This window comes from Leisingera sp. SA215 (genome assembly GCF_055902035.1).
Window position 1 is genome coordinate 42,485 of sequence record NZ_JBVVXU010000009.1, and the last position, 22,194, is coordinate 64,678.

At 63.5% G+C, this 22,194-nt stretch carries 19 protein-coding genes; 13 read left to right on the plus strand and 6 right to left on the minus strand.

Annotated features, from left to right (window positions below; translation table 11 throughout):
* Positions 1-122 precede the first annotated feature (122 nt).
* On the minus strand, positions 123-986 hold the full coding sequence (locus tag AC0KW6_RS11530; protein ID WP_044008425.1) for an S-methyl-5'-thioadenosine phosphorylase: 864 nt from the start codon (positions 984-986) through the stop codon (positions 123-125).
* Between the two features lie 387 nt (positions 987-1,373).
* On the opposite strand from AC0KW6_RS11530, the gene AC0KW6_RS11535 reads away from it, so the two are divergent.
* Complete coding sequence (locus AC0KW6_RS11535) at positions 1,374-3,014, plus strand: SulP family inorganic anion transporter (protein WP_474034941.1); 1,641 nt, start codon at positions 1,374-1,376, stop codon at positions 3,012-3,014.
* Between the two features lie 106 nt (positions 3,015-3,120).
* Here the strand turns inward: AC0KW6_RS11535 and AC0KW6_RS11540 are convergent, their stop codons facing one another.
* The gene (locus AC0KW6_RS11540) at positions 3,121-3,762 is read right to left on the minus strand and encodes a CatB-related O-acetyltransferase (RefSeq protein ID WP_474034942.1); all 642 of its coding nucleotides are present in this window, start codon (positions 3,760-3,762) and stop codon (positions 3,121-3,123) included.
* An 8-nt stretch (positions 3,763-3,770) separates the two neighbouring features.
* Positions 3,771-4,376: a flavin reductase family protein gene (locus tag AC0KW6_RS11545; RefSeq protein ID WP_323783420.1), complete on the minus strand. Its 606-nt coding sequence runs from the start codon at positions 4,374-4,376 to the stop codon at positions 3,771-3,773.
* 91 nt (positions 4,377-4,467) lie between these two features.
* Between AC0KW6_RS11545 and AC0KW6_RS11550 the strand changes: the two genes are divergently transcribed.
* The 4 genes from AC0KW6_RS11550 to AC0KW6_RS11565 all read left to right on the plus strand — a co-directional run bounded on the left by AC0KW6_RS11550 (position 4,468) and on the right by AC0KW6_RS11565 (position 7,017).
* Positions 4,468-4,974, plus strand: a complete 507-nt coding sequence (locus AC0KW6_RS11550) for a GNAT family N-acetyltransferase (RefSeq protein WP_416361572.1) — start codon at positions 4,468-4,470, stop codon at positions 4,972-4,974.
* 48 nt (positions 4,975-5,022) lie between these two features.
* The gene (locus AC0KW6_RS11555; protein WP_323783418.1) at positions 5,023-5,796 is read left to right on the plus strand and encodes an EcsC family protein; all 774 of its coding nucleotides are present in this window, start codon (positions 5,023-5,025) and stop codon (positions 5,794-5,796) included.
* A gap of 67 nt (positions 5,797-5,863) precedes the next feature.
* Positions 5,864-6,361, plus strand: a complete 498-nt coding sequence (locus tag AC0KW6_RS11560) for a DUF1178 family protein (protein ID WP_323783416.1) — start codon at positions 5,864-5,866, stop codon at positions 6,359-6,361.
* 14 nt (positions 6,362-6,375) lie between these two features.
* A complete protein-coding gene (locus AC0KW6_RS11565) occupies positions 6,376-7,017 on the plus strand; it encodes an SDR family oxidoreductase (RefSeq protein WP_474034943.1) in 642 nt (213 codons plus the stop codon).
* A 271-nt stretch (positions 7,018-7,288) separates the two neighbouring features.
* On the opposite strand, the gene AC0KW6_RS11570 is transcribed toward AC0KW6_RS11565, so the two are convergent.
* Positions 7,289-9,061, minus strand: a complete 1,773-nt coding sequence (locus tag AC0KW6_RS11570; protein ID WP_323779962.1) for a trypsin-like peptidase domain-containing protein — start codon at positions 9,059-9,061, stop codon at positions 7,289-7,291.
* Positions 9,062-9,309: 248 nt separating this feature from the next.
* Here AC0KW6_RS11570 and AC0KW6_RS11575 point away from each other — a divergent pair, with 248 nt between their 5' ends.
* The 8 genes from AC0KW6_RS11575 to glmM all read left to right on the plus strand — a co-directional run bounded on the left by AC0KW6_RS11575 (position 9,310) and on the right by glmM (position 20,126).
* Positions 9,310-10,251, plus strand: coding sequence for a glycine--tRNA ligase subunit alpha (locus tag AC0KW6_RS11575; protein WP_323779959.1), 942 nt, complete (start codon positions 9,310-9,312; stop codon positions 10,249-10,251).
* A gap of 16 nt (positions 10,252-10,267) precedes the next feature.
* Positions 10,268-10,822, plus strand: coding sequence for a DUF6446 family protein (locus tag AC0KW6_RS11580; protein ID WP_323779956.1), 555 nt, complete (start codon positions 10,268-10,270; stop codon positions 10,820-10,822).
* 73 nt (positions 10,823-10,895) lie between these two features.
* On the plus strand, positions 10,896-13,133 hold the full coding sequence (glyS, locus tag AC0KW6_RS11585; protein WP_323779954.1) for a glycine--tRNA ligase subunit beta: 2,238 nt from the start codon (positions 10,896-10,898) through the stop codon (positions 13,131-13,133).
* Between the two features lie 179 nt (positions 13,134-13,312).
* Positions 13,313-15,889, plus strand: coding sequence for a putative PEP-binding protein (locus tag AC0KW6_RS11590; RefSeq protein WP_323779951.1), 2,577 nt, complete (start codon positions 13,313-13,315; stop codon positions 15,887-15,889).
* Positions 15,890-16,060: 171 nt separating this feature from the next.
* Positions 16,061-16,714, plus strand: a complete 654-nt coding sequence (locus AC0KW6_RS11595; RefSeq protein ID WP_323779948.1) for a cell wall hydrolase — start codon at positions 16,061-16,063, stop codon at positions 16,712-16,714.
* Positions 16,715-16,844: 130 nt separating this feature from the next.
* On the plus strand, positions 16,845-17,765 hold the full coding sequence (locus tag AC0KW6_RS11600; protein ID WP_323779946.1) for a dihydroneopterin aldolase: 921 nt from the start codon (positions 16,845-16,847) through the stop codon (positions 17,763-17,765).
* Positions 17,762-18,757: a dihydropteroate synthase gene (gene folP, locus AC0KW6_RS11605; protein WP_474034944.1), complete on the plus strand. Its 996-nt coding sequence runs from the start codon at positions 17,762-17,764 to the stop codon at positions 18,755-18,757. Before AC0KW6_RS11600 ends, folP begins: the two co-directional genes overlap by 4 nt.
* A 22-nt stretch (positions 18,758-18,779) precedes the next feature.
* On the plus strand, positions 18,780-20,126 hold the full coding sequence (gene glmM / locus AC0KW6_RS11610; RefSeq protein ID WP_323779941.1) for a phosphoglucosamine mutase: 1,347 nt from the start codon (positions 18,780-18,782) through the stop codon (positions 20,124-20,126).
* Between the two features lie 14 nt (positions 20,127-20,140).
* Here glmM and AC0KW6_RS11615 read toward each other — a convergent pair whose 3' ends face one another.
* Together AC0KW6_RS11615 and ilvC are read right to left on the minus strand one after the other, a co-directional pair.
* Entirely contained in the window at positions 20,141-21,064 is a 924-nt protein-coding gene (locus AC0KW6_RS11615; RefSeq protein ID WP_323779938.1) for a DMT family transporter, read from the minus strand.
* Between the two features lie 92 nt (positions 21,065-21,156).
* On the minus strand, positions 21,157-22,179 hold the full coding sequence (gene ilvC / locus AC0KW6_RS11620; protein WP_474034945.1) for a ketol-acid reductoisomerase: 1,023 nt from the start codon (positions 22,177-22,179) through the stop codon (positions 21,157-21,159).
* Positions 22,180-22,194: the final 15 nt, after the last annotated feature.

A 22,194-nucleotide genomic window follows, 5' to 3' on the forward strand; every position in this document is an offset into this window, starting at 1 on the left:
TGAGCGAACCGCCCATCTGGCCCAGTGTTTCCAGCGTGCCCATACAGGCATTCGCTGCAGAAAAGAAAAGGGGCGGCCCCGCTGAGGCCACCCCGGAAAGTCAAGATTGTTGCAAGCCTGAATCAGCCCAGAACCCGGCCTGCCACCGCATCCAGCTTGGCCAGAAGAGCCGGGTCGCGTTTCTCGGCTGCGGTCATAATGGCGTACTCCAGCGCCGTGTCGCAGCCATGCGGGCAACCGGCGCGCTCCTGGCCCAGCAAAGCGGGCAGGCGGCGGACCAGCTCGCGGGCATTGGCGGAGTTGCCCTGCAGGGTGGCAATGATATCAGTGATTTCGACCGCTCCGTGCTCCGGGTGCCAGCTATCGTAATCGGTGACCATGGCGATGGAGGCGTAACACAGCTCGGCCTCGCGGGCGAGCTTGGCTTCGGGCATGTTTGTCATGCCAATGACGTCGCAGCCCCACTGCTCGCGGTACAGTTTGCTTTCCGCTATGGACGAAAACTGCGGTCCCTCCATGCACAAATAAGTGCCGCCGCGGTGGATGTTGATACCAGCATCCTTGCCCGCCTCTTCCGCCGCGTTCGAGAGCCGTTCGCAGGTCGGATGCGCGACACTCACATGGGCGACGCAGCCGGTGCCGAAGAAGCTTTTCTCGCGTGCAAACGTCCGGTCTATGAATTGGTCCACCACAACAAAATCACCCGGCGCCATTTCCTCGCGGAACGATCCGCAGGCAGAGACCGAGAATACATCTGTGACGCCGAGCCGTTTCAGCGCGTCGATATTGGCGCGGTAGGGAACCTCGGTCGGAGAGTGCACATGGCCGCGGCCGTGGCGGGGCAGAAAGGCCATCTTCACGCCGCCCAAAGTGCCGGTCAGGATCTGGTCCGAGGGGGCGCCCCAAGGCGTGTCGACCGAGACCCACCCGGCGCCTTCCAGCCCGTCGATGTCATAAATGCCGGAGCCGCCGATCACGGCGATCATGGTCTCACGGGGTTCTGGTGCGGTCACGTGCTGCCCTCCTAATGCTGCTGATTGGGATATGCGCAAGCGGGGCCGGATTTGGCAAGCCCAAGGTGGTCTTCAGGGGCAGACACGCCTGCACCGCCTGTTCGGCGGTGTTTTGGGCAGGGCACTGCCCTCCGGCGGGAGTGTGCGGGTGACGATGAAGGGCGGGCACGAATCGCGCAGGAAGCGGACGCCGGCGTTTTCGTACGGGAGGCGGTGCCCTCCGTTTCGGTAAATGCGCTATACAACATGCAGCCGCAGCCGGCGAGGGGGTGGGCCGGCCGGCCGCACCCTTGCCCCATTGGCGTATTTCCGCTAGGGGCGGGCAGCGAATACCCTTCCTCCCGAGCACAGGTACCTGAGATGAGACGCGCAGCCATGGCTTTGCTGGCCAAGCAGATTTCCCCGCCCAACCTCTCGATCATGCAGGACGAGGGCTTTACCGTGGCCCGTGTCCGCACTGAGCTTCTGTCCGGCCTCACGGTGGCGCTGGCGCTGGTGCCCGAGGCGGTGGCCTTTGCCTTTGTCGCCGGGGTGCATCCTCTGGTCGGACTTTATGCGGCCTTTATGGTGGGTTTGATCACCGCGGTGTTCGGCGGCCGGCCGGGAATGATCTCGGGTGCGACCGGGGCATTGGCGGTGGTGATGGTGGCGCTGGTTGCCGATCACGGAGTCGAGTACCTGTTTGCCACCGTGGTCTTGATGGGGATCCTGCAGATTATCGCGGGGGTAATGCATTGGGGCAAATTCATCCGCCTGGTGCCGCATCCGGTGATGCTGGGGTTTGTGAACGGTCTGGCGATCGTGATCTTCCTGGCGCAGCTGACCCAGTTCAAGGATCCGGACAACACCGAGGCCTGGCTGGCGAATTCGCAGCTGGTGATGATGCTGGGGCTGGTCGGGCTGACCATGCTGATCATCTGGGGCGTGCCCAAGTTGACCTCGGTCATTCCTGCACCGCTGGCGGGGATCGGCATCGTGGCGGGCCTGGTGATTGCGGTTGGGATTGATGTTCCGACAGTTGGCGACATGGCCTCGATCAAGGGGGGCTTTCCGTCGTTCCACAACCCGTTCGGCACCGGTGAGGGGCTTTATGGCACCGCGTTGGCGCCCTTCACGCTGGAAACGCTTTGGATTATCCTGCCTTATGCTGTGATCCTGGCAGCGATCGGCCTGATCGAGAGCCTGCTGACCCTGAACCTGGTGGGCGAGATCACCGGCAAGCGCGGCGGTGCCTCGCAGGAATGCATTGCGCAGGGCGCCTCCAATGTGGTGACCGGTTTCTTTGGCGGCATGGGTGGCTGTGCAATGATCGGCCAGTCGATGATCAACGTGAAATCCGGCGGCCGGACCCGGATTGCCGGGATTGCAGCGGCGCTGTTCCTGCTGGCCTTCATCGTCGTGGCCTCGCCGCTGATCGAGCAGATCCCGCTGGCGGCGCTGGTGGGCGTGATGTTCATGGTGGTGATCGGCACCTTTGCCTGGAACAGCTTCAAGGTGATGACCAAAGTGCCGCTGATGGACGCCTTTGTCATCGTGCTGGTGACCGTGGTGACAGTGATGACCGACCTTGCAATTGCGGTTGTTGTGGGCGTGATCGTCTCGGCGCTGGCGTATGCCTGGAACAACGCGCGCCGTATCCACGCCTATACCCGCGAGTCTGAGTCTGACAAAGGCGCCAAGGTCTATGAGATCGAAGGCCCGCTGTTTTTTGGCTCCACCGACGGGTTTATCGAGCTGTTCGATGTGACCGGCGACCCGGATCATGTGATTGTGGACTTTGCCCGCAGCCGGGTGGTGGACCAGTCGGCGCTGCAGGCAGTGGAGACGATTGCCGGCAAATACGAGGCCGAGGGCAAGACACTGGTGCTGCGCCACCTGAGCCGCGATTGCCATCAGCTGCTGACCAAAGCGGGCCACTTGATGGTCGATAGCGATGACGACCCGGAGTATGAGGTGGCGGCAGATTACTCGGTCAAGACCGGGATTCTAGGCGGTCACTGACATTAAGCGGATTGTACAAGAAACCCGCAGTTCCAGCGAACTGCGGGTTTCTTTGTTTTGGAGCGGGCTTTTGGCTCTCCAGAGCGGCAGATGCTTGGCGCGGGGGTCAGTCGGGGGCGAGGGTTTCCAGCATTTCGACGTCGCCGGACAGCAGCGCAGGTTCGGCGCGGGAGATCAGCTCGGGCGGCCAGTCCCACCATTTCAGGCCGAGGAGCCGGGCAATCTGCGGCTTGGAGAAGCGAAAGCTGTGCACTGTGCCGGGATTGCCTGTGACGATGGCATAGGGCGGGATAGAGCCGCGCACCACGGCACCGGCGCCGATGATGGTGCCGTCGCCAATGCGGGCGCCAGGCAGGATCATCGCGCCGTAGCCGATCCAGACGTCATTGCCGATCACGGTGTCGCGGGTGTCGGGCTGGTAGCTTGCCATCTGCGCCGGGTCGAACACCGGGAACGGGTAGCAGCTGAGGCCTTCTTGCGCGTGATTGGCTGAAGCGGTGATGAAGCGCGCCCCATGGGCGATTTGGCAGAAGCGGCCGATCACCAGCCGTTCGCGTGCGCCGGGGAACAGATAGGGGGCAAGATGCTGCGCCCAGTTTTCCGGCGGGTCGAAATCAGAGGCATAGCTGTAATCGCCCGTCTGAATATTCGGGTGGTCCAGCACCTGGCTCAGCATCACGGTGCCCGCGTGCGGCGCGCCGTCCGGCAGGATGATCGGGAGGCGTCTGGCAGGGTCGGGTAACGGCATGGCGGGCCTCAATCGTCGGGGCGGGTGAGCGGGAACAGGTCGCGCACCACAGAATAGTCGCGGTACCCGAGGCGGGCCAGGGGCTGGAAGGTGGTAACATCAAATGTTCCGTCCTTCAGGCACTCGTCGCGCAGGTGCACGCCGGTCACTTCGCCGAACACCACCTTGTTGGCCTCGCCCGGGAGGGTCACGATCCGGGTGAGCCGGCATTCCAGCGCCGCCGGCGATTCGGCGACGCGGGCGCAGGCGATGGTTTCGCATTCCAGCGCGGTCAGGCCTGCGTGGGCGAACTCGTCCTCCTCCTTGGGCAGCGCGCCGGCGCTGGCGTTCATTGCATCCCGCAATGCATAGGAGACCACGTTGACGCAAAAGACGCCGGTGGCCTCGATATTGGCGACACTGTCCTTGGTGCCCGGCTGGTCGGGCTTGGCGCTGGTGGACGCAAACATCACCTGCGGCGGCGTATAGGCGACCGCGTTGAAGAAGGAGTAGGGCGCCAGATTGTTCACCCCGCCGCCAGAGCGCGAGGAGATCCATCCGATGGGACGCGGTGTGACAATGGCGTTGAACGGGTTGTGGGGCAGGCCGTGGCCGTCCTCGGGTCGGTAGAACATTCTTGCTTCCTGCTTTGGATTATTCAGCGGCTTAGGTGTTTGCCCAAGGCTTACGCGCGTGTTAGGCCGAATGCCAGCCTGCAGGGGCAGAATGCGGAGACAGGGCAGCGTGATCGAATTAATGGCAGAACAGCCGGACGACCGGTGGGAGGTCGAGGCGCTGTACGACCTGTGCTTTGCGCCGGGCCGCGAGGCGTTGTCGTCCTACCGGTTGCGCGACGGGGTTCCGCCGGTTGCAGGTCTCAGCCAGGTGGCGCGCGACAGTGACGGCATTCTGGCTGCGGCGATCCGGTTCTGGCCGGTTCTGGCCGGCACGGCGCCTGCGCTGCTGCTGGGACCGGTTGCGGTGCACCCGACACGGCAGGGCGAGGGGCTGGGCGGGTCTTTGATTCGCGACAGCGTTGCCAAAGCGGAGGAAACCGGCTGGGCACGGGTGATGCTGGTGGGCGATGCGCCCTACTACCGGCGCTTTGGCTTCACGAAACTGACCGGGGTTGAAATGCCGCCGCCGACCAACCCGGACCGGGTGCTGGGTCTGGCGCTGCAGGACGCGGCCTGGGACGGCGTTCACGGGCAGGTGCGCCGCTGGAAGGGTTGAATTCCCACCCTTGTCTGCCGATCTTTAAGACGGGAAAAGGAGGCGCGTGTGGCGGACGTTCTATCGACAGCGCGGGAATTTACCCCGCAGGATATTGAGGCTGAACTGGAGGCGCTGGCGCAGCGCCACCGGGCGGCGGGCGGTTTTGGCGTCGACCTTCTGAACCGGCTGGGCGGCAGCGGCGAAAGCCTGCTGGAACGGTTGCCGGACCCGGTGCGGGCCGGGCTGACAGGCGCGGCGGAAACCGCCCTCAGGGTTGCCATGAAGGGGGCCAGCCAGTCACGCCGCCTGGTAGCAGATCAGAAACCCGGCGTTGACCGGCTGGTGAGCGCTGCAATGGGCGCCGCGGGCGGCGCGGCGGGCCTGCCGGGCGCACTGGTGGAGCTGCCTGCAACCACGGCGTTTCTGCTCCGGACCATTCAGGGCGCTGCAGCGGCGGAAGGCTTCGACCCGGAGGCTGAAAGCGTGACCTTTGACTGTATCCAGGTGTTTGCGGCGGCTGGGCCTCTGGCCGGGGATGACGGCGCGGATCTGGGCTTTGTCTCGGTGCGGCTGGGGCTGCCGGGTGGTTTGCATAAGCTGATAGCTCAGGTGGCGCCCAAGCTGGGTGCAGTGCTGGGGCAAAAGCTGGCGGCCCAGGCGGTGCCGGTCGCCGGAGCCGTGGCAGGGGCCGCTGTGAATTATGTCTTTGCCGGTTACTACCGCGAAATGGCACATGTGCATTTCGGTCTCAGGCGGCTGGCGGTAGAGGCCGATGTGCCGCAGGAGGAGCTGGCGGCAAAGCTGCGGCAGCGGCTGCAGAGCCCGGACGCGGCGCGGTAGGAACAGACACCTCTTGCACTTGCCGTAGAGGGGGATTTAATCATCCCTTCCTGTTAAGAGGGAAAGCATGATTCAATACAGCCTCAAATGCTCCGAAGGCCACAGTTTCGACAGCTGGTTCCAGTCGGCGGCGGCTTTTGACAAGCTGGCGGCTGCCGGCCTGGTGTCCTGTGCTGTCTGCGGCGGCGCGCAAGTGGAGAAAGCCATCATGGCGCCGCGGGTCCGGACAGGCCGCAAAGCGGTATCTGCCGTGGGTGAACCGGAACAGCAGGCCGCGCGGCCTGCGGCCCCCGAAGCTGCGCCGGCGCCGCCTGCAGGTCCCGGCGTGCTGAGCCGCCCCGCTGGGAAGGTCGAACAAGCGATTGCCGATCTCCGCAAGAAGATTGAGGAAAACTCCGATTACGTCGGCGGCAGCTTTGTTCAGGAGGCCCGGGCAATGCATCTGGGCGAGGCGCCGGAGCGGGCGATCCATGGTGAGGCAAAGCTGGAAGATGCGCGGGAACTGATCGAGGAGGGCGTGCCGGTTTTACCGCTGCCGTTCCGTCCCGGGCGCAAATCAAACTGAAGGGCAGAGCAAAGATGCATGCAGTTGTAACAGGAACCAGCCGCGGCATTGGCAAGGAGCTGGTGAAACGGCTGCAGGAGGCGGGCTATGAGGTGACCGGCACCTCGCGCGACCATTCCTCCGGAGTGAAACTGGATGTCTCCGATCCCGGTCAGCAGGCGCGTTTTGCCGCCCAGATCAAGAACCGGCCGGTGGACCTTCTGGTCTGCAATGCCGGGGTCTATATCGACAAGAAGATGGGGATGGAGGACTATTCGGCTGAGGTCTGGGCCAAGACCCTGGCCGCCAATGTGACCGGTGTGTTTCTGACGGTGCAGGCGATGCTGCCGAATCTGCGGCTGGCACAAGAGCCGAAGATCGCAATTTTATCCTCGCAAATGGCCAGCCAGGCGCGCGCGCCCGGAGGCAGCTATGCCTATCGCGCCTCCAAGGCGGCGGCGCTGAATATCGGACGGAATCTGGCGGCCGATCTGCAGCCGGAGGGGATTTCCGTAGGCATTTATCACCCCGGCTGGGTGCGCACCGATATGGGCGGTTGTGAAGGCGATATCACGGTGGAAGAGTCGGTCGCCGGGCTGATCAATGAATTCGCAGTGCTGAACCTGGATACAACCGGCTGTTTCCACACCTGGGACGGCCGCATTCACCCCTATTGAACCGGCTGAGGCAAAGCAGGCAGAGGCTCCTGCTCTTGCAGGTGGCTGACTGCGCCAGCCCCCTTTGCGGATTTGGGCCGGGCGCCGTGCACCGGCACGGTGCCATGCCTAACCGGCATGGGGTCTGCCAAGGATCGCAGCCGGGCGGGAGACTTTGCCTGTTTGCAATCTGCGTGCCGTTGAAGACATGGTGCGCATGAAAAAGCCGGCGCAGAACCCGCGCCGGCTTTTGTCGTTCTGATCAGGCCTGCCACAAGTGGCGGCTGACTTGTCACTCCCAGCAGCTGACCAGCACGGTCATGCCGGAAGCCAGCCGGGTCAACGCTGCGTTGGGCAGGCTGCCTGCCGATGCGCTCTGGGCTGCGGGGCTCAGGCCAGCGTTGTTCAGCGCACCGCGGATGGCTTCGGCCTTCACCGCAAAGCTTACATCCTCGGGCAGCTGCTTGCCTTCGATTTGGCGCGGCAGCAGCATCCCAAGAACAGCGCCGGTGCTGTCCAGGACCGGGCCGCCGGCGTCACCGGGCTGTGCGGTCAGTTCCAGCCGGGAGACGCCGGTGTTGCCATCCAGGCTTTTGACGTCAGCGACTTTGCCCCAGGTGAGGCTCGGTGCGCCCAGAACGCCCTCATAGGAGAAACCTGACACGGCGACCTCGGACTGCAACCGCGGCGAGGCTGTGCTGAGTTCGGCAACTGCGGCAGGCGCCAGCGCTTCGGCGGGGCGCAGGATGGCGATGCCGTCTGCAGTGTTGTTGGCCGCCACTTCAGCCTGATACCCATGATCCAGGGTGATCCGGGTGCAGCCGGCCACCACATCCGAGGTGGTCAGCACGCTGCCGCCGCTATCGACAAAGAAGCCGGAGCGCGACAGTTTCGGCTTGCGGATCTCAAGGCCGGAAACCAGGTCAATGTTTTGCACCTCATCGCCGCCCGCTGCCGGGTCCAGCACCCCGTCGAGACGGGTGAAGCTTGCTTGCATGGCTGCCAGAACGCGGGTGCGGCGGTCTTCATCGCCGGCCGGCCAGATCAAAGTGAAGCCTTTCAATTCGCCGTTTTTCAGGCTGGCCTGAGTGAAGGAGACGATCTTGCTGTTGCGGCCTTCGATGGTGAAACTGTCCTTGCCGCGCTGGCGCGGGCCCTCCAGGGGCACGATCTCAAGCGTCTGAAGGATGTCATAGAGGCCAAATAGGGTGCGTTTATCGCCGGGCTGGCTGATCAGCAGAACTTCTGCCGCCAGATCACCCTTGGCAGCATAATGGGCAAAGGGCGATTCATAGCGGTCGAACGCGACTTCATCCGCCGGGATCTGCAGGGCGATACCGGCCTTGGCGTCTTCCACGCGGGCCATGCCGACTGAGATCAGCGGGGCGTTGTACTCATCCATCAAGACCTGGCGCTGGGCGGTGGTCAGAACGCCGGTCGGCTCAAATCCGCGCGCCGCCTGCCAGTCGCTCATCGAGCCGCGGGTGCCGCGGCCAAAGGCGCCGTCGATGCCCGAGTTGTAGAAGCCTGCAGCCTTCAGCGCGACCTGCAGCTGCATCCGCTGCTCACGTGACAGTGCGCTTTCGCTGCGGCGCGCCTCGGCTGGGGTCTCATCCGGCAGGTTTGACTGCAGGGCTGCCTCCTGCTGCGGCGCCGGGTCTTCTGCTGCAAGGGCTGCCGATGCAGGGGCCGGTGCCGGCTGCGCCGGAGCCGATGCATCAGCTGCCACGGGATAGAACTGGTTGCGCAGGTTGCGGCGGAACGCGATGAAGCTGTCGCGGGGGATTTGCCCCTCGGCACGGTAGACTTGCAGAACCCGTTCGGCATCGTCGCGGGCATAGGGGCCCAGAACCACCCCGTACCAGCCGCCGCCAAGCGCATAGCCTGACACATCGGGCAGGCGCGCGGCAAAGGTGCGGGCTTCGGTTTCGGCCTCGCGCAGGGACTGGCGGGCGGCGATCTGGACCCACACCGCATCGCGGCTGCTTTGCGCTGAAACAGGCGCGGTGAACGCAATGGCCAGCGCAATCAGCGGCAGCGCCAGAGCGGCAAACAGTTTTTTCATTGTCAGGGCCTCGTATCCCGGAAGAACTCTTATTCTTTGCCGCGGAGGTTAAGCACTTTGGCGCGGCAAAGGGAACTCCTCATCGCAGGGTGAATTCCCGCCCCGTTGCCGCATTCCCGCACATTTGTTGCCGATGCGCGGTCTGGTTCAGGCCGGAGGGCGCAGTGTTAGCACCCGCAGGGCGTTGACCCTGCCCATAGGCTTGCATAGGAAGATCCCCGCAATTGCTGCCCCAAAAGGGATAAGAGATGACCCAGACCAACGGCGCGCCGCGCTCCTTCCAAGAGATAATCCTGAGGCTTCAGAATTACTGGGCCGCCAAAGGCTGTGCCGTCATGCAGCCCTATGACATGGAAGTCGGCGCCGGGACATTCCACCCGGCGACCACGCTGCGTTCGCTGGGCTCAAAACCCTGGGCCGCCGCTTATGTGCAGCCCTCGCGCCGCCCGACCGACGGGCGCTATGGCGAGAACCCGAACCGTTTGCAGCACTATTACCAGTATCAGGTGCTGATCAAACCCTCGCCGCCGAACCTGCAGGATCTGTATCTGGGCTCGCTGGAGGCCATCGGCGTCGACATGGCGATGCATGACATACGCTTTGTCGAAGACGACTGGGAGTCGCCGACGCTGGGCGCCTGGGGCCTGGGCTGGGAAGTCTGGTGCGACGGTATGGAAGTCAGCCAGTTCACCTATTTCCAGCAGGTCGGCGGCCATGACTGCCACCCGGTCTCGGGCGAGCTGACCTATGGTCTGGAACGCCTGGCGATGTATGTGCTGGGTGTCGACCATGTGATGGACATGCCCTACAACGATCCGGATGCACTGATCCCGCTGTCCTACGGCGATGTGTTCAAGCAGACCGAAGAAGAATACGCCCGCTGGAACTTCGACGTGGCCAACACCGAGGTTCTGCTGCGCCATTTCGAAGAGGCCGAGGCCGAATGCGCCGCCATCCTGGCACAGGAGCACATGGATCCCAAGACCGGAAAGCGCATTATCATGGCGCACCCGGCCTATGACCAGTGCATCAAGGCTTCGCATATCTTCAACCTGCTGGATGCCCGCGGGGTGATCTCTGTCACCGAGCGGCAGGCTTATATCGGCCGGGTCCGCGCTCTGGCCAAGCAATGCGCCGATGCATTCGTGCTGACCGGCGCCGGCGGCTATACCGCCGAAAGCGCGGCCTGAGCAGAGTAGGCGCGTTATGGGAAAGTTCCTTGCTTTGATCCTGATCCTGTCGGCGCTCGCCGCCGGTGGAACGATGTACTACCTGCAGGTCTACGGCTTTTACGAAGACGTGCAGCTTCAGCCGGGCCGCGACGTTGCCCTGGTACCGCTGGGCGGCGGCGAGGCACAGCCGATTGCCTATTCGGAGTTTGCGGCGATAGACGCCGGCAGCTCTCCGATCCGCTACCGCGCCTGTTTCACCACCATGGTGACGCCGGACGAACTGGCGCAGGTTTTCACCCTGTCGGACAAGTTGGAGCCGCGCAATGCGCCCGACTGGTTTGACTGCTTTGATGCAGCAGCTATCGGCGCCAGACTGGCGGATGGTTCGGCCAAAGCCTTCCTGTCGGTCAAGAACATCTCCTATGGCGTCGACCGCATTGTCGCCGTCACCGATGATGGCCACGGCTATGTCTGGCATGAGCTGAATGACTGCGGCCAGAAAGCCTATGACGGCACCGTGGTGGGCGAGGAATGCCCGCCCCGCCCCGCGGCAGGCGAGGCATTCGACACCGGGCAGGCGGAAGAATGACTTTCTCCGCTGCACCGGCCTTTTCCCGAATTTCTGCTGCGCCCGCCCGCGCGGCCACCCGTGAGGACATCTGATGCCCGATCTGCTGATTGAACTCTTTTCCGAGGAAATCCCGGCCCGCATGCAGGCGCGCGCCGCCGAGGACCTGAAGAAACGCGTGACCGATGGCTTGGTCGAGGCGGGTCTCACCTATGCCGGTGCCGCGGCGCTGTCGACGCCGCGCCGTCTGACCCTTGCCGTCGACGGCCTGCTCGCCGAAAGCCCGACCATTCGCGAAGAACGCAAGGGGCCGAAGGTCGGCGCGCCGGACAAGGCGATCGAAGGCTTCCTGCGCGGTGCGGGCCTGACCCGGGACCAGCTGGAGGAGCGCGACACCCCCAAGGGTGCGGTTTATTTCGCCCAGATCGAAAAGCCGGGCCGCCCGGCGGCGGAGATCATCGCCGAGGTTCTGGAAGCCACTATCCGCAATTTCCCCTGGCCAAAATCCATGCGCTGGGGTGCGGGCTCTTTGCGCTGGGTGCGCCCCTTGCATTCGATCATGTGCATCCTGTCGGATGAGGCCGGGGCCGTTGTGGTTGATCTGGACATCGACGGCATCAAGTCCGGCAACACCACCCGCGGCCACCGTTTCATGGCGCCGGCTGAGATCTCCGTCACCAGCTTTGACGACTATGCCGCAAAGCTGAAGCGCGCCCATGTGGTGCTGGACGGCCGCGAGCGCGCCGAGGCGATCTGGCAGGAGGCCACCAATCAGGCCTTTGCCTCGGGCCTCGACGTGGTTGAGGACAAGGGCCTTCTGGCGGAGGTCGCCGGTCTGGTCGAATGGCCGGTGGTGCTGATGGGCGCCATCGACGAAGAGTTCCTGGAGCTGCCGCCGGAGGTGTTGCAGACCTCCATGAAGGAGCACCAGAAGTTCTTCTCGGTGAAGAACCCCAAGACCGGCCGGATCGAGAAGTTCATCACCGTCGCCAACCGCGAGACCGCGGACAATGGCGCCACCATCCTGGAGGGCAATCAGAAGGTGCTGAGCGCGCGTCTGGCGGATGCCAAGTTCTTCTGGGAAAACGACCTGCGCACCGCCAAGTCCGAGGCGGGCATGAGCGCTTGGGTGGAGAACCTTGGCAACGTGACCTTCCACAACAAGCTGGGCACCCAGGCGGCGCGGATTGACCGCATCGCCGCGCTGGCCCGCGAGATCGCGCCGGTGGTGCGCGCAGACGCCGATCTGGCGGAGCAGGCGGCGCGGGTGGCCAAGGCGGATCTCTCCTCGGAAATGGTCTATGAGTTCCCGGAGCTTCAGGGCCTGATGGGCCGCTATTACGCTGAGGCTGCCGGCCTGCCGCAAGAGGTGGCCAACGCCTGCGAAGCGCATTATTCGCCGCTTGGGCCGGGTGACGATGTGCCGTCGGAGCCGGTTTCGGTTGCGGTGGCGCTGGCCGACAAACTGGACACGCTGACCGGGTTCTGGGCGATTGACGAAAAGCCCACCGGCTCGAAAGACCCCTTCGCCCTGCGCCGTGCGGCGCTGGGGGTGATCCGGCTGGTGCTGGAGAATGATGTGCGGATGCCTTTGGACCGGTTCTTTGATGCACAGCTGCTACGCCATAATATCTCTATTAATACCGGCAATGCTGGAGACAGTGAGCTTTCAGTACTGCGTGTCATTCTCAATGAAATTGCTCAGCATGGTGTTTTTGGTGCGGCAGTGCAAACTGTTCTCGAAAGCCGGGGAGATCCGGAGCTTAGGCTTGTCGAGAAATTGCGAAAGGAGTTACCTGATACATCGCTGGACCTCCTCTCGTTCTTCCACGACCGTCTCAAGGTGTTCCTGCGCGATCAGGGCATCCGCCATGACGTGATCGACGCCTGTATCGCGATGGAGGGCAACGACGACCTGACCCTGCTGGTAAAACGCGCCCGCGCGCTGGAAGACTTCATGAAGACTGAAGACGGCACCAACCTGCTGCAGGGCTTCAAACGCGCCAACAATATCCTGTCCCAGGCCGAGGAAAAAGACGGCGTCGAGTATTCCTATGGCGCCGACCGCAAATTTGCCGAAGATGCCACCGAGACCGCACTGTTCGACGCGCTGGAAGCAGGCGGGGCGGCGATCTCCCCGGCCATCGAGGCCGAGGATTTCGCGGCCGCCATGCGTGGCATGGCCGCCCTGCGCGCACCCATTGATGCCTTCTTTGAAGCGGTGCAGGTCAATGCTGACAGCGAAGTGATCCGCCGCAACCGCCTGAACCTCCTCAGCCAGATCCGCCAGGTCTGCGGCCAGGTGGCGGATCTCACCAAGGTCGAAGGCTAAGCGGCACACCCGCTGCTTCTTTCTGCTTGAAAATACTCCCCGCCGGGGGCACCGGCCTTTCCGCAAGGGAAGGCCGGTTTTCTTTTGCAGAACCGCCCTCAGTTGCCGGCGGGCGGTGACAAGACCCTTGCGCCATCGCGTCTTCCCCTTATGGTGACTTTCAAAGGAGACGTGCTGCAGTGCAGAAAGATTTTGAACAGACCCCGCCGGCCTCGCTGATCACTCCGACTGCGCCGATTGCCACCGCCACCCATGGCGGGCGGGCGAAATGCCTGCAGCGGCTGGAACGGCTGAAGCTGCCGGTGCCGCGCACGGTGGCGCTGTCTTTCGATGCGGTGCATTCGATTGCCGAGGGGCGGACGCCGGATCTGACTGCAGTGCTGGCAGAATTCGACCCCGAGGCGCTGCTTTGCGTGCGCCCGTCTTCCGAGGATCCGGATTGGGGCGGCCCGGGCGCGATCCTGAACATCGGCATGAACGATGCGCGTTATGTCGACCTCTGCGACAGCCTGGGACGCGACGCGGCGGCAGCGTTGTACCTGCGCTTTGTGCAATCTTATGCGGTGCATGTGGCGCGGCTGGACCCCGATGTGTTCGATGATGTCGAGGATGGCGGCCCTGATGCGCTGAGCGAAATCCTGCACGCCTATGAGGCGGAAACCGACGAACCTTTCCCGCAGGACCCGGGCGAGCAGCTGGCGGCTGTCCTGCGCTCGATGGCGCGGGCGTGGGAGGGCACCTCGGCGCGGCTGTTGCGTCAGGCCAAGGGCGCACCTGCTGATGCCGGGCTGGGGCTGGTGGTGCAGGAAATGATCCCCGGTGTCGGCCAGGGCGAATGCGGCTCAGGTGTGCTGCAACTGGTGAATTCGACCACCGGCAGCCCGCAGCTGACCGGCCGCTATCTGAGCCAGAGCCAGGGGCGCGATGCGCTGGGGCCGGGGGCCAAAGCGCTGTATCTGGCCAGGGATACACGCGGGCTGTCGCTGCAGGAACTGGCGCCGGAGGCCTTTGCGGACCTGCAATCCCATGCTGCGCTGATGCGTAAGAAGCTGCGTGAGGAAATGCAGCTGGAATTCGTGATTGAGAACGGCCGCGTGCATATCCTTGACGGGGTGCGGGTGGGGCGTTCGGCACAGGCGGCGGTGCGGATCGCTGTGGCGCTGGCCGAAGACGGGATCATTCCTCAGGAAGAGGCGCTGATGCGGGTGGATGCGCATATCCTGAATGAAATGCTGCACCGCCAGGTGGCGCCGGATGCGAGGCGGGATGTCATTGGCCGCGGCATTGCCGCCAGTCCGGGGGCGGCGACCGGCAAGCTGGTCTTTACCGCGGCCGGGGCGCAAGCCAGCGCGTCGCGCGGGGAGCCTTGTATTCTGGTGCGCCGGGAAACCTCTCCCGAAGACGTGCGCGGGATGCATGCCGCTGCCGGGGTGCTGACTGAGAAGGGCGGCATGACCAGCCACGCTGCGGTGATCGGCCGCGGGCTGGGGCTGCCGTGCATTGTCGGGGCGTCGAACATGAAGTTCCACAGTAAGCGCAAGATGCTGGAGTCCGCGGATGGCCGGGTATTCCGGGCTGGGGACATCATCACCATCGACGGCAGCAGCGGCCAGGTGCTGGCGGGGCAGCCGGCAATGCTTGAGGCGGCCCAGGACGGGGCGCTGCAAACTTTGCTGGCCTGGGCGGATGATGCCCGCGACATTGGCATCCGGGCCAATGCAGACACGCCGGAAGATGCTGAAACAGCAAGGAAATTCAATGCGCAGGGCATTGGCCTCTGCCGGACGGAGCATATGTTTTTTGAACCCGGACGCCTGACGGTGATGCGGGAGATGATCTTTGCCGAAACGCCGTCGGGCCGCGAGGCGGTGCTGGAACGGCTGCTGCCGATGCAGCGCGACGACTTCCGCGAACTGTTCCGGATCATGGAGGGAATGCCGGTTTGCATCCGCCTGTTCGACCCGCCGCTGCATGAATTCCTGCCTGCGACCAGGACCGGCCAGCGGGAACTGTCCGAAGCACTGGGCATCCCGGTCAGCGATGTCACCCGCCGGGTCGAGGAAATGGGCGAATACAACCCAATGCTGGGCCTGCGCGGCGTGCGGCTGGGCGTTACCGTGCCGGAAATCTATGACATGCAGGCACGGGCGATTTTTGAGGCAACACTGGAAGCCTCGAAATGGGGTGAGCCTGTGGTGCCTGAGATCATGATCCCGCTGGTTTCGGCCAAGCGCGAGGTGGAACTGGTCAAGGCCCGCATCGATGCAGTGGCTGCGGCAGTCAAGGCAGAACGCGGCGAGGATTTCACTTACCGTCTGGGGGTCATGGTGGAAACGCCGCGCGCGGCGCTCAGGGCAGGCGAAATTTCACCGCACACCGCGTTCCTTAGCTTTGGGACCAATGACCTTACCCAGATGACCTATGGGCTGTCGCGCGACGATGCGGGGCGGTTCATGTCGGATTATGTGAACCAGGGCGTCTTTCCCGAAGATCCATTTCATGTGCTGGACACCGACGGAGTGGGGGAGCTGTTGAAACTGGGTGTGCAGCGCGGCCGGGCGGAGAACGGGGAGATCACCCTGTCGATCTGCGGCGAGCACGGCGGCAACCCCGAATCGATTGCCTTTTGCCGTGATGCGGGCTTTGACTATGTCTCCTGTTCCCCGTTCCGGGTGCCAGTTGCGCGTTTAGCCGCAGCCCAGCTGGCAATTTCCGCAAAGACCGGTCAGACGGCGCCAACATACACAAAATATTAAGTAAACCTGGGCCATCCAGCAGCCGCCGATGTAAGACCGGCGGTGTGAGTGTGTTCCCCGTGACTGTGGTTGCCCCCCGAACGCTGGACGTTTCGGGCCTTTTCCCTTAAGGGATGCGACCGCATGTGCTGGGGAAACCGGGCACAAGCTGCTAGGACGGGGGAACCCTGAATGAAATTGTTGACTATGATTGCCGTGATGGCTGCCACCATCGCGATTGGTAAAAGTGTTGCCGCCGAAACCGGCCTGGGTACGCTGATCGAGCGTGAACAAGCCAGTCTGAGCGCGGTGCCTGAGCGGAAGTTCAACGGATTTTTCGGAATCCGCAACAATCCGTTCAAGACCCGCAAGGCGCGGCCGCAGGTTGAATACAGCAAGGCCTGGCTGGACGCCCAGCCAAAAGCTGCCGGCGGCGAGCAATTCGCCTGTCTCGCCGAAGCGCTGTATTTCGAGGCCCGCGGCGAAACCGTCAAAGGACAGTTCGCAGTTGCCGAAGTGATCCTGAACCGGGTCAAGAGCGCGCAATTCCCGAATTCGCTTTGCGGTGTGATCAAGCAGGGTACCGGGCGCAAGTACCAGTGCCAGTTCACCTACACCTGTGATGGCCACAAAGAAGTGATCAACGAGAAGAAGGCGTATCAGCGCGTGGCCAAGGTGGCACGTGCAGCGCTGGACGGGCTGAAGTCAGAGCTGACCGGCGGTGCGACCTACTATCATACCACGGCGGTTCGGCCGCGCTGGAGCCGCACTTTTACAAACACCACGCGCATCGGTGTGCATCTGTTCTACCGTGACGAACGTTACCGGACGGCGCTGAGCAACTGACCGCCTGAAGGCGGCACGTCAGTGCCGCTTTCGGCCACTGGCGTGGCGTTTGCGGGACTGTTATGAAGCCCTCGAAATACTATTGTTGTGTCCCATCACTTGACACAGCCAGCCAAAGGCCCGTTTTCCCATGCCCTCTGAAATCCGCCTTGCCTTTGCGCACCCGTCTGAGCGTTCCGTGGCCACTGCTGCGCCCGGGCCACTGGACCGCATTTCCTTGCGGGACCATATTGTCGAGGTGGAGATCGGCGCGTTTCAGGCAGAGCGCGGCACCACCCAGCGGATATGTTTCAATGTGGTGGTGGAAATCTCGCCGCTGCCGAAGGATCTGGATGATGATGTCGACCGGATCCTGTCTTATGACAAGGTATCGGAGGCCATTGCGCATGAGCTTGCGGCCGAGCGGCTGAATTTGCTGGAAACCCTGGCCGAACGTGTGGCTGAGCGGATCCTGCTGGAGCATCAGGCCGTGCGCGCTTTTGTGCGGATCGAGAAGCTGGACAGGGGCCCCGGAGCGCTGGGTGTCGAGGTGGTTCGCTCCAAGGATCAGATTACCCATCTGGTGGATGAGGAGGAGCGCCCGCATCCGCGGCTGATGTATTTGTCCAACGACGCCATCGACAGCGGCAACCTGACCGCCTGGATCGACCAGATGGAATGCCGCCAGCGGCCGCTGATCCTGTGCGTCGGGACTCACCTGCTGGAGGTTCCCACCACAGGCCACAAGTGGACCCAGCGCCGGATTGATCTGCTAGCAATCGAACAGAATGCCTGGCGCCTGGCGGCCAAAGATGACCGTTGCGTTGTGGTCTCGACCCGGACTGAGCTGGACTGGGCGATGAAGAACCGCCAGATCTGCGTCTGGGCCCCTTCAAAGATCGTTCTGGACGCGGTGGACGGACCCTCGGCGCCGCCGTCGAACTCGGTTGCTTTGGCGGCGTGGTTCGCAGCGACCTTTGCAGCGGGTGAAATGATTGTGCTTGGCGGGGATTTGCCTGATAATCCCGGAGTCCCCTTGCGGGCCGTCAGCGTGGAGCAAACACAACTGTGACATATTACCGGCCATTGGTTCAGCACGGCGAGGCGCGCCCCGAAGGTGCGGTTCCGCTGGCAGGAAGTTCGTTGTGGTTCACCGAGGTTGAAATCCTGAACCGTGAAGGGCCGCCGCGAGTTGCTCCGGCCGGGTTTGTGCCCGAAGCAGAACGCCGGCGCCTGAGCGCGCGCCGGGCCTCTATTGCCGGGCTGGACATGACCCAGCCGCAGATCATGGGCATTCTCAATGTGACGCCGGACAGTTTTTCGGACGGCGGTCGGCATTCCGGTGTCGAAACCGGAAAAGCGGCAGCGCTGCAGATGGTGGCTGATGGTGCCACGATCATCGACGTGGGGGGCGAATCCACCCGCCCGGGCGCCGAAGAGGTTTCCGAGGCCGAAGAGATAAAGCGCACAGCGCCAGTGATCGCTGCAATCCGCGCAGCCAGCCCGGTGCCGGTCTCTATCGATACCCGCAAGGCCACCGTGGGCATGGAAGCGCTGGAGGCGGGGGCCAACCTGCTGAACGACGTCTCGGGATTCACCTTCGATCCGGCGCTGGCGCCGTTGGCGGCCCAGGCAAGCGTGCCGGTCTGCATCATGCATGCGCAGGGGGATCCTGCTACCATGCAGGACCAGCCAACTTACGCCAATGTTCTGCTCGACGTCTATGACTTCCTCGAACAGCAGATCGACCGGCTGGAAGCGACCGGGGTGATCCGCGAGCAGATCGTAATTGACCCGGGCATCGGCTTTGGCAAGTCGCAGGCGCATAATCTGACTCTGCTGCGCAATCTCAGCCTGTTCCACGGGCTCGGCTGCCCTATCTTGCTGGGCGTGTCCCGTAAGGGTTTCATCGGAAAGATCGGCAAGGAGCCGCGCGCTGATGCCCGCGCGCCGGGCTCGATTGCCGTAGGGCTTGCGGCCTTGGGGCAAGGCGTGCAATTCCTGCGGGTGCATGACGTTGCTGAGACGGTTCAGGCACTGCGACTTTGGCAGGCCGTCCGCTGAGGCTTTTGGCAGGAAAAGCATAATGCGTAAACTTTTTGGCACGGATGGCGTGCGCGGCACGGCTAATTCCCATCCGATGACCGCCGAGATGGCGCTGCGCATCGGCGCCGCTGTCGGACGGTATTTCCGGCGTGATGGGTCAGGCGTGCATCGGGTGGTGATTGGCAAGGATACCCGGCTGTCCGGCTACATGTTTGAAAACGCTTTGACGGCGGGGCTGACCTCGACCGGCATGAATGTGTTGCTGCTGGGACCGGTGCCGACGCCCGCGGTGGGGCTTATGACCCGCTCGATGCGAGCCGACCTGGGGGTGATGATTTCGGCCAGCCACAACCCCTCCGAGGATAATGGCATCAAGTTCTTCGGCCCCGACGGGTTTAAACTGTCGGACAGTGCCGAGTTGGAGATCGAAGGCCTCATCGATGCCGGCGTCGAACCGGCGCAGGCTGCCAATATCGGCCGCGCCAAGCGGATCGACGATGCCCGGTTCCGTTACGGCGAACGGGTTAAAAGCTCGCTGCCGCGCAATCTTGGCTTTAACGGTCTGAAAGTGGTGATTGACTGTGCCAATGGTGCGGCCCACCGGGCGGCGCCTGAGGTCCTGTGGGAACTGGGCGCCGAAGTGATCCCGGTGGGGGTGTCTCCGGATGGCTTGAACATCAACCGCGGCTGCGGTTCAACCCAGCCTAAAGCCGCGGCAGAAGCGGTCGTCGCGCATGGTGCCCATGCCGGTATTTGCCTGGATGGCGATGCCGACCGGGTGATCGTTATCGATGAAACCGGCACCGTGGCCGATGGCGACCAGCTGATGGCGCTGCTGGCCAGCCGTTGGGCGGAGCAGGGCCAGCTGTCAGGCGGCGCGCTGGTGGCGACGGTGATGTCGAATCTCGGGCTGGAGCGGCACCTGGAAAGCAAGGGGCTGGGTATGGAGCGCACTGCTGTTGGCGACCGCTATGTGGTTGAGCGGATGCGCGAAGGCGGCTTCAACCTGGGTGGAGAGCAGTCGGGCCATATCGTGATGAGCGATTACGCCACCACCGGCGACGGGCTGATGGCGGGGCTGCATTTCTTGGCCGAGATGGTGCAGACCGGCAAGAAGGCGTCTGAGCTGGCGCATCAGTTCCAGACCGTGCCGCAGCGGCTGCGCAATGTGCGCTTTCAGACTGGCCAGGCGCCGTTGGAAGATGCGCAGGTGCAGGAGGCGATTGCGGCTGCCGAGAAGATGCTGAACGGGCAAGGGCGCCTGTTGATCCGCAAGTCGGGCACCGAACCGCTGGTGCGGGTGATGGCGGAATGCGAGGACGCCGGGTTAATGGCGCTGGCGGTCGACAGCGTGGTGGCTGCGGTCGAGGCCGCGGTGGCGGAGTAACCCGGCGGGGGCGCTCAGCCCCCTTTGCCGAACAGGCGGCTCAGCTTGCCGAACTGGCTTAGCAGCAGCCCGCCCAGGATCAGCGCCAGGGCTGCAAACAACTGCGGCGGCAGGGTCTCGCCCAGCAGTGCGGCCCCGAAGATCACCGACCAGACCGGCACTTGGTAATTCACGGCCGACAGGAACGCCGGACCGGCGCTGCGGGCAACCTGGACCAGCAGCACCTGGGCCAGCGCAGTGGGAAGCAGTCCAAGGTAGATCACTGCACCCAGCGGCAGGACGGCAGGCAGTTCCGGCACACCTTCGGCCCAGAGCGCTGCCGGGATCATCATGGCGGCACCGCACAGGAGGGCGGCGGCCGAGAGGGACAGCATGTTCACCTGCGGGCAGAGCCGGGTGATAATCGAGCCGATGGCATAACACAGCGAGGCGCCCAGACAGGCCAGGCGGGCAAGCGATTCATAATCAGTGCCGGCGGAGCGGAAGGCATCAAGCCCGATCAGTACCACCACTCCGGCAAAGCCGATGAAGAAGCTGACGGCACGGCGCAGGGTCATATGCTCGCCCGGCACCAGCAGATGCGCTAGCGGCAGCACGAACAGCGGCACCACCGCCATGCAAACCCCGGCAAAACCGCTGGCCACATGGGTCTGCCCCCAGCTGAGCAGTGAAAAGGGCAGGGCATTGGAAAAGGCCCCCATTCCAAGCGCGCAGACCCAGATAATGCGGCCCTCGCGCGACCGCAGGGAGGGCAGGCGTAGGCCCATGGCAAAGAGCACCCCCAAAAGGCTGAGCGCGCCGATTGAAATCCGCAGCGCGGCAATGGTCATCGGTGGCAGGCCCCGTAGCGCCAATGACACAGCCATGAAAGAGGCGCCCCAGATTACTCCGAGGAACAGAAGTTTGGCCCAATTGGCGGAGCCGGGGGAGTCTGGCATGGAGACGTCTCAATGAGCCTTGAATGAAAAAGGGCGCCCCGATGTGGAGCGCCCTGCAGAGGAATTAGGCTGCGAAAATATCCGCGGGCGCCTTAGTTCTTCTCTTTGTCGACCATCTTGCCGGCCGAGATCCAAGGCATCATGCCGCGCAGCTTGGCGCCGGTCGCCTCGATCGCGTGCTCGTCGTTGGCACGGCGAGACGCTTTGATGGTCGGCTGGCCAACCGCGTTTTCCAGCATGAAGTCGCGGACGAATTTTCCCTGCTGAATGTCGTTCAGCACCTCTTTCATCCGGGCTTTGGTTTCGTCGTACTTCAGGATCCGCGGGCCGGTGACATACTGGCCGTACTCGGCGGTGTTGGAGATCGAGTAGTCCATGTTGGCGATGCCGCCTTCATAGATCAGGTCCACGATCAGCTTCACTTCGTGCAGGCATTCGAAATAGGCCATTTCCGGCGCGTAACCGGCTTCGACCAGGGTCTCAAAGCCGCAGCGGATCAGCTCAACCAGGCCGCCGCACAGAACTGCCTGCTCGCCGAACAGATCGGTTTCGCATTCTTCGCGGAAGTTGGTCTCAATGATGCCCGAGCGGCCGCCGCCGATGGCGGAGCAGTAAGACAGGCCGGTTTCCAGCGCTTTTCCGGTGGCGTCGTTGTGAACCGCGACCAGGCAGGGCACGCCGCCGCCTTTGGTGTATTCACCGCGCACGGTGTGACCCGGGCCCTTGGGGGCCATCATGATGACGTCGACGCCTTCTTTCGGCTCGATCAGGCCGAAGTGGACGTTCAGGCCGTGGGCGAATGCAATCGCTGCGCCCGGGCGGATGTTGTCGTGGACGTATTTTTTATAGGTATCTGCCTGCAGTTCGTCGGGCATGGTAAACATGATCACGTCGCACCAGGCTGCGGCTTCAGCGATGCCCATGACCTTCAGGCCTTCGCCTTCGGCTTTCTTGGCCGAGGGGGAGCCTTCGCGCAGGGCGACGACAAGGTTCTTGGCGCCGGAGTCGCGCAGGTTCAGCGCGTGCGCGTGGCCCTGGGAGCCATAGCCCAGGATGGCCACTTTCTTGTCCTTGATCAGGTTCACATCGCAATCGCGGTCGTAATAAACGCGCATGATCCACGTCCTTTC

Coding starts and splice junctions, on each gene's coding strand:
- AC0KW6_RS11530 (WP_044008425.1), bottom strand. CDS start 986: ATGATCGCCGTGATCGGCGGCTCCGGCATTTATGACATCGACGGGCTG.
- AC0KW6_RS11535 (WP_474034941.1), top strand. CDS start 1,374: ATGAGACGCGCAGCCATGGCTTTGCTGGCCAAGCAGATTTCCCCGCCC.
- AC0KW6_RS11540 (WP_474034942.1), bottom strand. CDS start 3,762: ATGCCGTTACCCGACCCTGCCAGACGCCTCCCGATCATCCTGCCGGAC.
- AC0KW6_RS11545 (WP_323783420.1), bottom strand. CDS start 4,376: ATGTTCTACCGACCCGAGGACGGCCACGGCCTGCCCCACAACCCGTTC.
- AC0KW6_RS11550 (WP_416361572.1), top strand. CDS start 4,468: ATGCGGAGACAGGGCAGCGTGATCGAATTAATGGCAGAACAGCCGGAC.
- AC0KW6_RS11560 (WP_323783416.1), top strand. CDS start 5,864: ATGATTCAATACAGCCTCAAATGCTCCGAAGGCCACAGTTTCGACAGC.
- AC0KW6_RS11565 (WP_474034943.1), top strand. CDS start 6,376: ATGCATGCAGTTGTAACAGGAACCAGCCGCGGCATTGGCAAGGAGCTG.
- AC0KW6_RS11570 (WP_323779962.1), bottom strand. CDS start 9,061: ATGAAAAAACTGTTTGCCGCTCTGGCGCTGCCGCTGATTGCGCTGGCC.
- AC0KW6_RS11575 (WP_323779959.1), top strand. CDS start 9,310: ATGACCCAGACCAACGGCGCGCCGCGCTCCTTCCAAGAGATAATCCTG.
- AC0KW6_RS11580 (WP_323779956.1), top strand. CDS start 10,268: ATGGGAAAGTTCCTTGCTTTGATCCTGATCCTGTCGGCGCTCGCCGCC.
- glyS (WP_323779954.1), top strand. CDS start 10,896: ATGCCCGATCTGCTGATTGAACTCTTTTCCGAGGAAATCCCGGCCCGC.
- AC0KW6_RS11595 (WP_323779948.1), top strand. CDS start 16,061: ATGAAATTGTTGACTATGATTGCCGTGATGGCTGCCACCATCGCGATT.
- AC0KW6_RS11600 (WP_323779946.1), top strand. CDS start 16,845: ATGCCCTCTGAAATCCGCCTTGCCTTTGCGCACCCGTCTGAGCGTTCC.
- glmM (WP_323779941.1), top strand. CDS start 18,780: ATGCGTAAACTTTTTGGCACGGATGGCGTGCGCGGCACGGCTAATTCC.
- AC0KW6_RS11615 (WP_323779938.1), bottom strand. CDS start 21,064: ATGCCAGACTCCCCCGGCTCCGCCAATTGGGCCAAACTTCTGTTCCTC.
- ilvC (WP_474034945.1), bottom strand. CDS start 22,179: ATGCGCGTTTATTACGACCGCGATTGCGATGTGAACCTGATCAAGGAC.